Below are 12,511 nucleotides of genomic sequence, written 5' to 3' on the forward strand. Positions count from 1 at the left end.
GGCGAGCGCCGCGACATCCGTATCGTGCCCGGCCTCGCCCAGCGCCTCGCCGACGCGCCGGATGTCATGCGCGGCGAGGAAACGCAGCTTGCCGGCGCGAATCTGCCGCCAACGGGGCGCCACATCGTCTGCATGCCGGGCACCCATTCCAAATGGGTCGTGGCCGAGGACGGCGCGGTCGCCGGCTTCGGCACCTGGCCGACCGGCGAGTTGTTTTCGGTATTGGCCGCGCATTCGATCCTGAAACATTCGCTGGGCGAGCATCCGGCGCCGGTCACGGCGGATGGTCCGTTTTTCCGCCAGTGGTGCGAGCGGGCGCTGGGCGAAGGCGGCGACGTTACCTCAAAGCTGTTTGCGATCCGCGCCGCCGGGCTGCTGCAGGATTTGAAATCCGACGAGGCGGCGGCGTGCCTGTCCGGGCTGTTGATCGGCGGCGAGATCGCTTCGGCGAAGCGGCGCTACGGCGTCGGTGGAGCGCCCGTCGTGCTGATCGCTTCCGGCGCGCTGGCTTCGCTCTATGGCGCCGCTCTTGGCTTCGCCGGTCTTGCTTTTCGGGTCGTCGATGCGGATGAAGCGGTGCGCGCCGGCCTTGTCGAAGCCGCGCGCGAGAACCGCATGATCGGAGGCGACGCGTGACACAGACAGCACCCTTTCCCAGACTGAAACGCGGGCTGGTCGCCATCTTGCGTGGCCTCAAGCCGACCGAGGCGATCTCAATAGGCCAGGCGATCTTCGACGCCGGCATCGAGGCGATCGAGGTGCCGCTCAATTCGCCGGAACCGTTTTCGTCGATCACCAGGATCGCGGAAGTCCTCCCCGAAACCGCACTGGTCGGCGCCGGCACGGTGCTGACGGCGGCCGATGTCAATGCCTTGCATAAGGCCGGCGGCCGGCTGCTGGTCAGCCCCAACATCGATGCCGATGTCATGGGCCGCGCCATGAAGTATGGCATGGTGACGATGCCGGGCGTGTTCACGCCCACCGAGGCCTTCCAGGCGATCAGGCTCGGTGCTTCGGCGCTTAAATTCTTCCCGGCAAGCGTGCTCGGCGCCGGCGGCATTTCGGCGATCCGCGCCGTGCTGCCGGCAACGGCGCTGATCGGCGCCGTCGGCGGCGTTTCGGACAAGGATTTTGCCGGCTACAAAGCCGTCGGCGTCAGCGTCTTCGGCCTGGGGTCGAGCCTTTATAAGCCGGGCGCCAGCGTCGATGAAGTGGCTGAGCGCGCCCGCGCCGCGGTCGCGGCCTGGGACGAAGCCTTCGGAGGGATTTGATGGACAGCGTTTCGGTCTTCAGCGATCACATTTGCCAGTTGGGGGAGGGACCGAGCTACGATCCCGGCACCGACACGCTGTTCTGGTTCGACATCGTCAATGGCAAGCTTCTGGAAAAGCCGCTCGCCGGCGCGCTGAAAATCCATGATCTCGGCGTGATGGCCAGCGCCATCGCCATCATCGACGATGCCCGCCAGCTGATCGCCACCGAGATCGGCCTGCAGGTCCGCGATGTTGCGACCGGCAGGCTGACGCTGCACACGCCGATCGAAGCCGACAATCCGCTGACCCGCTCCAACGATTCCCGCGTCCATCCCTGCGGCGCGTTGTGGACCGGCACGATGGGCAAGGACGAGGGCAAGGGCGCCGGCGCGATCTACTGGTTCTTCAAGGGCGAGCTTCGCCGACTGTTCTCCGACATTACCGTGTCCAACTCGATCTGCTTTTCCGACGACGGGACGATCGCCTACTACACCGATACCGCGACCGGGCTTCTGATGCGCGTCGCTTGCGATCCGGCGACCGGCCTGCCGACGGGCGAGCCGAACATCTTCGTCGATCATCGTTCGCAAAAAGGCTATGTCGACGGCTCGGTCGTCGACCGCGACGGGGTGCTGTGGAACGCCGTCTGGGGCGGCAAGGCGGTGAAGGCCTATTCGCCGGACGGCATGCTGCTGCGCGAAATCCCGATGCCGGTAACCCAGCCTTCCTGCCCCGCCTTTGTCGGGCCGAACGCCGACCGCCTTGCGGTGACATCGGCCTGGAAAGGCAAGGACGACAAGCAGCGCAAGCTCGATCCTCAGGCCGGCATGACCTTCCTGCTCGACATTCCGGTCCGGGGCCGCTTCGAGCCGCGCGTGCTGATCGCCTGAGCGGCTTGCGCATTATCGCTCGCTTAGGTCGGTTTCCTGAAAGCCGATTGCAACCGCCATGCGATGGTAGCACCTGACTCTTCTGGGAGCTTCCATGCCAAGCAACGGCCCGACGCTGATCCTTGTCCACGAGCCGGAGAAGGCTTGCTTCGACCGGCTGGTCGCCGACGGCTACCCGACGGAACGCGCAACCGAGATCTCGTCCTATCTGGCGCAGTCGACCGACCTCGCGCCCGAATTCGGCCAGCTCGCCGCCGCTTGCGAAACGCGCGGCCTCACCTTGATGGCCGTCGAGCTGGACGACGCCGCGACCGTCTTGGCGAACGCCGATCCCGCCAAAACCCTGGTCTGGACGCTGACCGACGGCATCGCCTATTTCCGCGGCGGCGCTTCGCCTGCACTGGCAAGGCTGAACGGACTGAAGACGATCGGCGCCGACGATTCGCTGTTCGCGCTCTGCCAGGACAAGTTCCGCTCCGGCGCCGTGCTCGGCGCGCTTGGCCTGCCGGTGCCGCCGGCCGGGCTGGCCCGCAATGGGAAATGGCTGGTCGACCCGCCGTCCTCGCCCGCCGGCTGGTTCGTCAAACCCAACCGGCTCGGCGCCAAGATCGGCATCTGGCCGGATTCGCGCTGTCGCGATCTTGGTCGTGCACAGGAGCTCAGCCGGCGTGTCTTTGACCATTATCGCGACGATGTCGTCGTCCAGCCTTATGTCGCCGGCCGCAATGTGCGGGCAAGCTTCCTCGGGATGAGGCCGGATACCGGCGTCGAGGCGCTCGGCATCGCCTTCGTCGAGTCCGGCGGCGACTTTCAGACCATGGCCGACTCCATGGCGCTCTACGGCGATAGCGGCCAGGCCGCCAGGGACGCAGGCACCTATGCCGAGCCGGAGCTCGAGCAGGTCGCCGCCCGCCAGCCGGCGGCCGATCGCGCTATCCGCGCCATCGCGCAGGAGCTGATCGCCGGGCTTGGCCTGAAGGACGTCTTCTCGGTCGACTTCAGGGTCGAAGCCGACGACACCGTCCATCTCATCGAGTTCGAAGTCTGTCCCGGCCTGCCCTGCTTCGATTTCCGCGACTATTGCCGCAGGCAATGGAGCATGAGCCTGGCGGATGCGATGGCGGAGACGGCGACCAGCCGGCTGAGGGCATAAGCTTAGGGATTGGACCGGCCTGCGGCTGCGGAGCGGCTTTGAGACGCCGGCGAAGGATCGCTGCAAATCTCTATTCTGCGCCACCGCCTTCCTTGATCATGTCAAGGCAGAACGATTCAGACGATCAAACGCCCTCGACCAGCACGATCTCGCCGTCGGCCACTTTCTGGCGAATGGCGACGGCGCGCTGATATTCCGGCGAGTGGTAGCAGTCATGTGCGGCGGCAAGCGAATCGAACTCGATGATCACATTGCGCGCGCGGCCGGGCCCCTCGGCCTTCTCATGCTCGCCGCCGCGCGCCAGGAATTTCGCGCCGAAGCGCTCGAAAGCCGGTTTGGCGGCGGCGACATAGTCCTTGTAGCCTTCCGGGTCGCGCACATCGACGCGGGCAACCCAATATCCCTTTGGCATCATTTTCTCCTGTTTCGGTTCGCAAACCGGATCGGCCTTATGCCGAGCACATTTCGGCCAAGATAGCCTCGGCCGCCGCCCGCCGATCCGGCGCCTTGACGATCGGCCGGCCGACGACAAGGTGGCTGGAGCCGTTGCGGATCGCCTGCGCCGGCGTCACCACACGCTTCTGGTCGCCATGGTCGCTGCCGCTCGGCCGTATACCCGGCGTGACCACGGCCATGTCGGGACCGACGATCCGGCGCACGGCTTCGGCCTCCTCGGCCGAGCAGACGATGCCGCCCATGCCGGCATGCAGCGCCTGTTCGGCGCGCCTCAGCACCAGCGTGTGCGGATCGTGTTCATAGCCGGCATCGATCATGTCCTGCTCGTCCATCGAGGTCAGCACGGTCACCGCGAGCAGGCAGAGATCGCTGCCTTTGGCTGCTTCCACCGCCGCCTGCATAGCCTTGGGATAGGCATGCAGTGTCAGCATCGAGACCCCCATCCTGACGATATTCTCGACCCCCTTGGCCACCGTGTTGTCGATGTCGAGCAGCTTCATGTCGAGGAAGACCTTGGTGCCGCCGCTGGCGAGCTCGCGCGCGAAATCGAGCCCGCCGGCGAAGGCGAGCTGATAGCCGATCTTGTAGAAAGAGACGCTGCCTTCGAGCGCGCGCACCGTCTTTTCGGCTTCCTTCAGCGTCGGCACGTCGAGGCCGACGATCAGCCGGTCGCGCATGGTCTCGACCGGATGCATCAGACCTCGATCCTCACGGACAGCATGCGCGAGGTTTCGATCAGTGTACGGCATAGGCGCTCCATCGATTGGTGCAGTCTGGCGTCGCGGAATTGTCCGTCCTCGGCGAAGGCTTCATCGGCGCCGGAAACCGAGCATTCCGGCGTGATCACTTCCATCTGGCAGCGCACCAGCACCGCGCGCAGATGGTTGATGCAGCGTATGCCGGCAAACTTGCCCTCGGAGGAGGAGCAGAGCGCGACGGGCTTGCCGTAAAGCGGCCTGAACGAGCGGCTGCCGTCGCGCCGGAGCCGGCTCACCCAGTCGATGGAATTCTTCAAGAGCGGCGGGATCGAGCCGTTATATTCAGGCGTCGCGATCAGCAGCCCGTCATGGGCGGAAATCTGATGCCCGAGCTTCACGGCATTCTCGGGAATGCCTTTGTCCTTCTCAAGATCCTCGTCCATGATCGGCAGCGGATAGTCGCCGAGCGAGATGCGGGTCACCTCCGCACCCTGCATGGCGAGTTCCTTTTGCGCCACATCGGCCGTCCGGCCGCTGAAAGCGCCGGTGCGGATCGAGCCTGCAAAGACGAGGATTCTTGCGATTACTGCCATCGGCCACCTGTCGAGAGACGTATAGGTCGAAGAGCGATCAATCCCCAAGCGCTTTCGATGGCCAAGCGCTTTCGGTCAACATGCGTCGCGCCGGTAGATCCACAGCTGCGTCGGCGGAATGTTGCGGATGATGAAATCGAAATGCTTGACCGTGTAGTCGCCGCGGCCGGGCGGAATCGGCGAGAGCGGGCCGTAGGTCAGCTGCACGATCGGCCGGCCGACGGGAATGCGGTCGAGCAGGCTTTCGATGTAGGCGATGCGCTGGGCGACCGGGAAATTGAGCAGCGGCACGCCGGAGACGACCGAATCGAACACCAAGTCGCGCTTGTCGCCGAGTGTTGCGTCGAGGTTGAAGGCGTCGCCCTCGATGACGTTGACGCGCGGATAGAGCCGGCGCAGATGGCGCACGAAGTCGGTCGAGTATTCGATCGCGTAGAGGTTCTCCGGCTTCACGCCCTGGGCCAGGATGGCACGGGTGATGACGCCGGTGCCGGGGCCGACCTCCAGCACCGGCAGGCCCGATTTCGGGTTGACGATCGAGGCCATCTTGCGGGCGGTCACGGAACTGGTGGGAACGATCGAGCCGACAGCTTTCGGCTTGTCGATCCAGCCTTTGAAGAACTTCAGCTCGTCGTCGAATTTTTCCGCCAGCGCTTTGCGCAACCCGGGACCACGTGCCATGCGAGCTCTCCTCAACGCTCCCCGACCCGCTACTTAGCAGCTAGGTGGAACAAGGCAAGGCAAGATCTGGCATAAGATGTTGATGACGTTGAGGCAGCGCGTCAACCCCTGCCGCACCCCACTCAGGGCTCGCCGAAGGATTCGAAAAAGTCCTTCATGCGGGCGAAGAAGCCGCTCGACTGGGGCGAATTGTCCTTCGAGGAGAGCTGCTCGAACTCTTCCAGGAGCTCGCGCTGGCGCCGCGACAGGTTCTGCGGCGTCTCGACCGCGGTCTGGATGTAGAGATCGCCGACATTGGGCTGCCGCAGCACCGGCATGCCCTTGCCCTTCAGCCGGAACTGGCGGCCGTTCTGGGTGCCTTCCGGCACTTTCACCTTGGTCTGCGTTCCGTCGAGCGTGGTGACCTCGAATGAGCCGCCGAGGGCGGCGGTCGTCATCGAGATCGGCACCTTGCAGTAGAGGTCGGCGCCGTCGCGCTGGAAGAATTCGTGCGGCTTGACGGCAAGGAAGATGTAGAGGTCGCCCGATGGGCCGCCGCGCAGGCCGGCCTCGCCCTCATTGGCAAGCCGGATGCGGGTTCCGTCTTCGATGCCGGCCGGTATGTTGACCGACAGCGAACGCTCCTCGGTGACGCGGCCCTGGCCGGCGCATTTCGGGCAGGGGTCCTTGATCGTCTGGCCGCGCCCCTGGCATTGCGGGCAGGTGCGCTCGATCGAGAAGAAGCCTTGCGTTGCCCGCACCTTGCCATGGCCGTGGCACATCGCGCAGGTGACCGGCTGCGTGCCGGGCTTGGCGCCGCTGCCGGAGCATTCCGAACAGGAAATCGATGCCGGCACGCGGATCTGCGCCGTCTTGCCCAAAAACGCCTCTTCCAGCGAGATTTCCATGTTGTAGCGCAGGTCGGCCCCGCGCTCGCGGCCGCCCGACGAGCGGCGCTGGCGGCCACCCATCATATCGCCGAAAATGTCTTCGAAGATGTCGGCGAAGCCGCCGGCGCCGAAGCCGTGCGCCGCGCCGTTCATGCCGCCCTGCTCGAAGGCGGCGTGGCCGAAACGGTCATAGGCCGCGCGCTTCTGCGGGTCCTTCAGCGTCTCGTAGGCTTCGTTGATTTCCTTGAACTTGTGCTCGCAGGCATGGTCGCCGGGGTTGCGGTCGGGATGGAACTGCATGGCGAGCTTGCGGAAAGCGCTCTTCAGCTCCTTGTCGTCGGCGCCTTTTTGCACGCCCAGCGTTTCGTAGAAATCAGCTTTCATTTTATCCCGCTGTCCGGATGCTCAATGTCTTCAAGCATTGTCGCGTCGTCGCCGGCACGTTGTTCGATTTAGGAGCGATGTTGCCCGGATGCCAGAGCCGAGCCGGGCTCACCGGTGTTTTTCCGTCAATTTTTGGGCCAGGTCCGCACTTTTTCGGTGAAGGTTGCAAAAAAGCCCGGCCTTGCGCCGGGCTTTTCGCATTATTTGGCCGTCAGCCGGCTCAGGCCGACTTCTTCTTGTCGTCGTCTTCGTCGATTTCCTCGAAGTCGGCGTCGACCACGTCCGAATCCTTGGCGGCGTCCGCCTTGGCGTCGGCTTCGGCCGCTTCCTTCTGCGAGGCCTCGTACATGGCCTGGCCAAGCTTCATCGAAGCTTCGGCGAGCGACTGCGACTTGGCCTCGATATCGGCCACGTCATCGCCTTCGGCTGCGGACTTCAGCGCCGCAATCGCGTCGGCGATCGCGGTGCGGTCGGCCTCCGAGACCTTGTCGCCATAGTCCTTCAGCGACTTCTCGGACGAATGCACCAGGGATTCGGCCTGGTTGCGCGCCTCGACGAGGGCGCGGCGCTTCTTGTCGGCCTCGGCATTGGCCTCGGCGTCCTTCACCATCTTCTCGATGTCGGCGTCGGACAGACCGCCCGAAGCCTGGATGCGGATCTGATGCTCCTTGCCGGTGCCCTTGTCCTTGGCAGAGACGTTGACGATACCGTTGGCGTCGATGTCGAAGGTGACCTCGATCTGCGGCACGCCGCGCGGAGCCGGCGGAATGCCGACCAGATCGAACTGGCCGAGCAGCTTGTTGTCGGCCGCCATCTCGCGCTCGCCCTGGAAGACGCGGATGGTCACCGCCGACTGCGAATCCTCGGCCGTCGAGAACACCTGGCTCTTCTTAGTCGGGATCGTGGTGTTGCGTTCGATCAGCCTGGTGAAAACGCCGCCCAGCGTCTCGATGCCGAGCGACAGCGGCGTCACGTCGAGCAACAGCACGTCCTTCACGTCGCCCTGCAGCACGCCGGCCTGGATGGCGGCGCCGAGCGCGACCACCTCATCCGGGTTGACGCCCTTGTGCGGCTCCTTGCCGAAGAACTGCTTCACGATCTCCTGGATCTTGGGCATGCGGGTCATGCCGCCGACCAGCACCACTTCGTCGATCTCGCCCGCCTTCAGGCCGGCATCCTTGAGCGCCGCCTTGCAGGGGTCGATGGTGCGCTGCACGAGGTCCTCGACCAGGCTCTCGAACTTCGCCCGGGTGAGCTTCATCGTCAGGTGCTTCGGCCCGCTGGCGTCGGCAGTGATGAAGGGCAGGTTGATCTCGGTCTGCGTCGTCGACGACAGCTCGATCTTGGCCTTCTCGGCCGCTTCCTTCAGGCGCTGCAGGGCGAGCTTGTCGGCCTTGAGGTCGATGCCTTGCTCCTTCTTGAACTCGGCCGCCAGGTACTCGACCAGGCGCATGTCGAAGTCCTCGCCGCCGAGGAAGGTGTCGCCGTTGGTCGACTTCACCTCGAAGACGCCGTCGCCGATCTCGAGCACCGAAATGTCGAACGTGCCGCCGCCAAGGTCATAGACGGCAATGGTCTTGCCGTCCTTCTTCTCCAGACCATAGGCAAGTGCGGCAGCCGTCGGCTCGTTGATGATGCGCAGCACTTCGAGGCCGGCGATCTTGCCGGCGTCCTTGGTCGCCTGGCGCTGGGCATCGTTGAAATAGGCCGGAACGGTGATGACCGCTTTCTCGACCTTCTCGCCGAGATAGGCTTCAGCCGTTTCCTTCATCTTCTGCAGGATCATGGCCGAGATCTGGCTGGGCGAAAGCTTCTTGCCGCCGGCCTCGACCCAGGCATCGCCATTGTCGCCCTTGACGATCTTATAGGGGACAAGCTTCTTGTCCTTCTCCGTCACCGGATCGTCATAGCGGCGGCCGATCAGGCGCTTGACCGCGAAGATGGTGTTTTCAGGATTGGTGACCGCCTGGCGCTTGGCCGGCTGGCCGACGAGGCGTTCGCCATCGCTGTTGATGGCGACGATGGAAGGGGTCGTGCGCGCGCCTTCCGCATTCTCGATAACCTTGGGCTCCTTGCCGTCCATGATGGCGATGCAGGAGTTGGTGGTTCCGAGGTCGATACCGATTACTTTTGCCATTGTTCTAGTCTCTCCTCTAAGCAGGCTCTCAGGACCCTGAATAAGGCGTTCCGACGAAAGCCCCTGTTCACAAGAAATTCCGCCACGGTCCCCGGGTTTTCAAGGCCGGGCGGTTGGCGCGTATATAAGAACAGGCGGCACGAGGCGCAAGCATCCTGCGCAACGCATCCACCAAGCCGATCCCCTGCCGGGAACGGTGCTAAATCGCCAATTTTGCGGCCGATTTGCCGCCCGATACGCCCGGACCGAGGTAAATCCGGCGCGGGCAAAAACGTCGCAGTCGCCATGATCCGGGCGTGAATGCCTGCGAACGGAGTTCCGTGGAGCTTCAGAAAGATGTGTTTTCCGCGATCGCTTGCGCCCCCCGGTCGACAGGCGGCCAGCGGTCAGGCGGCTTGCGACATCGATCTGCGCACGTCCGCGAGGATCTCGAAGGAGCGCACCCGCGCGGTGTGGTCGAACATCTGCGCCGTCACCATCAATTCGTCGGCGCCGGTGCGGCGCATGAAGGCGTCGATGCCCTGGCGGACCGTCTCCGGCGCGCCGACGACGGCACAGGACAGCGCCTGGGCCAGCATGGATCTGGCGACGGGATCAAGGTCGCGGTCGTAGTTTTCGACCGGCGGCGGCAGCTGGCCGGGCCGGCCGCTGCGCAGGTTGACGAAGGCCTGCTGCAGCGAGGTGAACAAAAGCTTCGCCTCGGCATCGGTGGGTGCCGCAAAGACATTGAGGCCGAGCATCACATAAGGCTTGTCGAGCTGCGCCGACGGCTGGAAGCGAGTGCGATAGACCTCCAGCGCGTGGTCGAGTTCGGCCGGCGCGAAATGCGAGGCGAAAGCATAGGGCAGCCCAAGCAGCGCCGCGAGCTGCGCGCCATAGAGGCTGGAGCCAAGGATCCAAACCGGCACGTCCTGGCCTTCGCCCGGCACCGCGCGGATGCGCTGACCTTCCTCGGCCGGCTGGAAATAGCCCATCAGCTCGACCACGTCCTGGGGGAAGTTGTCGCTGGCCTCCAGGTTGCGGCGAAGCGCCCGCGCCGTCATCATATCGGTGCCTGGCGCGCGACCGAGGCCGAGATCGATGCGGCCGGGGAAAAGTGCTGCCAGCGTGCCGAACTGCTCGGCAATCATCAGCGGCGCATGGTTGGGCAGCATGATGCCGCCGGCGCCGACGCGGATAGTCTTGGTGCCGCCGGCGATATGGGCGATGACAACCGACGTCGCGGCACTGGCAATGCCCGGCATGTTGTGGTGCTCGGCGAGCCAGTAGCGCTTGTAGCCAAGCCGCTCGGCATGGCAGGCAAGGTCGAGCGAATTGGCCAGCGACCGCGAGGCATCGCTGCCTTGCGTGATCGGCGACAGGTCGAGAACCGAAAGGGCCGTCATTGGTCAGGTCTCCACGATTTGCTTCTGCCGCAACGGGCCTCGAATTCGGCGCGGTCGGGAATGACGATGGCGAACTGGCCTTCCAGCACGTCGGCGAGTTCGGTCGCCGAGGCGATTTCCCGCTGCTCGCTGCGGCCGCCGAGATGGTGGATAGACAGGCGGTTGTTGCGCAGCGCGAGACCGAAGTCATTCATGCAGGCGGGTCCGGTTAGACCGGACCGATATAGGCACTCGCCATGGGCGCCGCAAACAGCCGGCCGGACATGCAGATTGGGCCAGGCCTCACGCGCCGGATTTGTGGTTGTTATCGCCGGCCTCGTCGTCGATCGCCATGGTCTGCTGCGCGGCGAGGAAATTGCCGACATGGCTGAGGCCATCGAAATGGTCGCAGAACACCTTGATGACCACCAGCAGCGGCACCGCCATCAGCGCGCCGACGAAACCCCAGAGCCATGACCAGAAGGCGATGGCGATGAAGATCGCCACCGCGTTTATCTCGAGCCGCCGGCCGACCACCGTCGGGGTCACGAACTGGCCCTCGACGATGTCGCACAACAAAACGAAGGCGGGTGCCAGCAGGGCGTAGGGGATCGTATCGAAGCTGATCAGCGCGATGATCGTGACCAGCAGCAAGGTGATCAGCCCGCCGACATAGGGCAGGAAGTTGAGCAGCGCCGCGGCCGCGCCCCAGACCTGCGGGTTCGGCATCCCAAGTCCCCAAAGGCCAAGTCCGATCACCGTGCCGAGGCCGGCGTTGATGGCCGCCACGGTAAGCAGGTAATGGGAAATCTCGTGCTCGACGTCATAGACGATGCGCAGCGCGCGCTTCTTGTCGCTGAGGTGGGCGAAGGACTGGACGATCTTCTCGTAGAACAAGGTGCCGGAGGCGAGCAGGAACAGCGACAGCACGAAGACGAGGGTGATGCTCGTGCCGGCTCCCAGAATGTTGCTGGCCGCCGTCGACAGGATGCCGGACGGCGCCAGCGCGACCTTCTGCACACCCGGTTCCTGCGATGTCTCGGTCAGGGCCTGCAGTTGACGCGAGAGATCCATGACCCTCTCGAGCGGACGCTTGAAAGGCGCCAGCCGCTCGGTGAGTTGCTCGCCGATCGAGTAGCTGTTGTTGATGAGGTCGATGACCGGGCCGCTGAGCAGGTAACCGGCGCTGGCGAAGACGAAGAGGGACAGCAACACCAGCAGTGTCGCGGAGGCCACCTCGGGGATGCCGCGCTTGCGCAGGAAGCGCACGATCGGGGTCAGCGTCAGCGCCAGCAGGAAGGCGAGGATCACCGGCATGAAGAAGGCGCGGGCGAAATAAAGCGCGGCGATCGTTATCAGCACGAAGATGCCGATCAGCAGCAATCGAATCAGGCGCAATTCGGCGCGGGCGCTGGCGCGCTCGTCCGGGCTTTCGGCAACGTTCGAACCCGAAGCGCTCGTTTCGACCTTCATCCGTTCCCTCGCGATCGCCGAGGAAAACGTACGCGCCGCCGCCAAGGTTCCTTAGCCGGCGGTGAGGGCGCATCTTGCTGGGCAGGCGTGCTCAGGCGACGGGCGCCGGCGCGGCCTTCACCGTTTCCTTGCGCACGACCGGCGCCACCTTGGTGCCGTAGAGCTCGATCGCCTTCATGACCTTGGCATGCGGCATGGTGCCGATCGCCATCTGCAACAGGAAGCGGTCGTTGCCGAAGATCTTGTGCTGGGCGACGATCTTTTCCGCCACCTGTTCGGGATCGCCGACGAACAGCGCGCCGTTCGGCCCGCGCGCCTGATCGAAATGCGCCCGCGAGGTCGGCCCCCAGCCGCGCTCACGGCCGATGCGGTTCATCACCTCGGCTTGCGGTGCGTAGAAATCGTCGGCCGCCTTCTCGGTCGTCTCGCCGACGAAGCCATGCACGTTCAAGCTGGTCGCGAGCGAGGCGGGATCGTTGCCGGCGCGCCTTGCCGCCTCGCGATAGATCTCGAACAGCGGCGCGAAGCGGGCCGGCTCGCCGCCGATGATGGCAAGCGCC

Annotated in this window: 14 protein-coding genes; 4 read left to right on the top strand and 10 right to left on the bottom strand. The window is 64.8% G+C overall.

Annotation, left to right across the window (positions count from 1 at the left end):
- From EOA75_RS18735 to EOA75_RS18750, 4 genes are all read left to right on the top strand, one after another.
- The coding region (locus EOA75_RS18735) for a 2-dehydro-3-deoxygalactonokinase (RefSeq protein ID WP_206517010.1) at positions 1-636 on the top strand (636 nt) is incomplete at its 5' end.
- Entirely contained in the window at positions 633-1,271 is a 639-nt protein-coding gene (locus EOA75_RS18740) for a 2-dehydro-3-deoxy-6-phosphogalactonate aldolase (RefSeq protein ID WP_127247456.1), read from the top strand. The genes EOA75_RS18735 and EOA75_RS18740, both read left to right, overlap by 4 nt.
- On the top strand, positions 1,271-2,143 hold the full coding sequence (locus EOA75_RS18745) for an SMP-30/gluconolactonase/LRE family protein (protein ID WP_164747441.1): 873 nt from the start codon (positions 1,271-1,273) through the stop codon (positions 2,141-2,143). Before EOA75_RS18740 ends, EOA75_RS18745 begins: the two co-directional genes overlap by 1 nt.
- A 94-nt stretch (positions 2,144-2,237) precedes the next feature.
- Positions 2,238-3,296, top strand: a complete 1,059-nt coding sequence (locus EOA75_RS18750; RefSeq protein ID WP_127324866.1) for a D-alanine:D-lactate ligase-like protein — start codon at positions 2,238-2,240, stop codon at positions 3,294-3,296.
- Between the two features lie 124 nt (positions 3,297-3,420).
- Here the strand turns inward: EOA75_RS18750 and EOA75_RS18755 are convergent, their stop codons facing one another.
- The 10 genes from EOA75_RS18755 to EOA75_RS18800 form a co-directional block, all read right to left on the bottom strand.
- Positions 3,421-3,708, bottom strand: a complete 288-nt coding sequence (locus tag EOA75_RS18755; protein WP_067324640.1) for a DUF1330 domain-containing protein — start codon at positions 3,706-3,708, stop codon at positions 3,421-3,423.
- Positions 3,709-3,745: 37 nt separating this feature from the next.
- A complete protein-coding gene (gene pyrF / locus EOA75_RS18760) occupies positions 3,746-4,447 on the bottom strand; it encodes an orotidine-5'-phosphate decarboxylase (RefSeq protein ID WP_095799003.1) in 702 nt (233 codons plus the stop codon).
- A complete protein-coding gene (locus tag EOA75_RS18765; RefSeq protein WP_095825474.1) occupies positions 4,447-5,043 on the bottom strand; it encodes an NADPH-dependent FMN reductase in 597 nt (198 codons plus the stop codon). Before EOA75_RS18765 ends, pyrF begins: the two co-directional genes overlap by 1 nt.
- 75 nt (positions 5,044-5,118) lie before the next feature.
- Positions 5,119-5,724 (bottom strand): phospholipid N-methyltransferase PmtA, encoded by a 606-nt coding sequence (gene pmtA / locus EOA75_RS18770; RefSeq protein ID WP_127324867.1) that lies wholly within the window; start codon positions 5,722-5,724, stop codon positions 5,119-5,121.
- Positions 5,725-5,846: 122 nt separating this feature from the next.
- Complete coding sequence (dnaJ, locus tag EOA75_RS18775; RefSeq protein WP_067003083.1) at positions 5,847-6,977, bottom strand: molecular chaperone DnaJ; 1,131 nt, start codon at positions 6,975-6,977, stop codon at positions 5,847-5,849.
- Between the two features lie 220 nt (positions 6,978-7,197).
- Positions 7,198-9,114 (bottom strand): molecular chaperone DnaK, encoded by a 1,917-nt coding sequence (dnaK, locus tag EOA75_RS18780; RefSeq protein WP_095782077.1) that lies wholly within the window; start codon positions 9,112-9,114, stop codon positions 7,198-7,200.
- A gap of 386 nt (positions 9,115-9,500) precedes the next feature.
- A complete protein-coding gene (locus EOA75_RS18785; RefSeq protein WP_127324868.1) occupies positions 9,501-10,499 on the bottom strand; it encodes an LLM class flavin-dependent oxidoreductase in 999 nt (332 codons plus the stop codon).
- Positions 10,496-10,693, bottom strand: coding sequence for a hypothetical protein (locus tag EOA75_RS18790; protein ID WP_245466674.1), 198 nt, complete (start codon positions 10,691-10,693; stop codon positions 10,496-10,498). The genes EOA75_RS18785 and EOA75_RS18790 overlap by 4 nt, the downstream gene beginning before the upstream one ends.
- Before the next feature lie 88 nt (positions 10,694-10,781).
- Positions 10,782-11,951: an AI-2E family transporter gene (locus tag EOA75_RS18795; RefSeq protein WP_067003075.1), complete on the bottom strand. Its 1,170-nt coding sequence runs from the start codon at positions 11,949-11,951 to the stop codon at positions 10,782-10,784.
- Between the two features lie 91 nt (positions 11,952-12,042).
- Positions 12,043-12,511 (bottom strand): LLM class flavin-dependent oxidoreductase (locus EOA75_RS18800; protein ID WP_127324869.1); only part of this gene is annotated, 469 nt, incomplete at its 5' end.

This window comes from Mesorhizobium sp. M1A.F.Ca.IN.022.07.1.1, assembly GCF_003997575.1.
Taxonomy (GTDB): domain Bacteria; phylum Pseudomonadota; class Alphaproteobacteria; order Rhizobiales; family Rhizobiaceae; genus Mesorhizobium.

Coding starts and splice junctions, on each gene's coding strand:
- EOA75_RS18745 (WP_164747441.1), top strand. CDS start 1,271: ATGGACAGCGTTTCGGTCTTCAGCGATCACATTTGCCAGTTGGGGGAG.
- EOA75_RS18750 (WP_127324866.1), top strand. CDS start 2,238: ATGCCAAGCAACGGCCCGACGCTGATCCTTGTCCACGAGCCGGAGAAG.
- EOA75_RS18755 (WP_067324640.1), bottom strand. CDS start 3,708: ATGCCAAAGGGATATTGGGTTGCCCGCGTCGATGTGCGCGACCCGGAA.
- pyrF (WP_095799003.1), bottom strand. CDS start 4,447: ATGCATCCGGTCGAGACCATGCGCGACCGGCTGATCGTCGGCCTCGAC.
- EOA75_RS18765 (WP_095825474.1), bottom strand. CDS start 5,043: ATGGCAGTAATCGCAAGAATCCTCGTCTTTGCAGGCTCGATCCGCACC.
- pmtA (WP_127324867.1), bottom strand. CDS start 5,724: ATGGCACGTGGTCCCGGGTTGCGCAAAGCGCTGGCGGAAAAATTCGAC.
- dnaJ (WP_067003083.1), bottom strand. CDS start 6,977: ATGAAAGCTGATTTCTACGAAACGCTGGGCGTGCAAAAAGGCGCCGAC.
- dnaK (WP_095782077.1), bottom strand. CDS start 9,114: ATGGCAAAAGTAATCGGTATCGACCTCGGAACCACCAACTCCTGCATC.
- EOA75_RS18785 (WP_127324868.1), bottom strand. CDS start 10,499: ATGACGGCCCTTTCGGTTCTCGACCTGTCGCCGATCACGCAAGGCAGC.
- EOA75_RS18790 (WP_245466674.1), bottom strand. CDS start 10,693: ATGAATGACTTCGGTCTCGCGCTGCGCAACAACCGCCTGTCTATCCAC.
- EOA75_RS18795 (WP_067003075.1), bottom strand. CDS start 11,951: ATGAAGGTCGAAACGAGCGCTTCGGGTTCGAACGTTGCCGAAAGCCCG.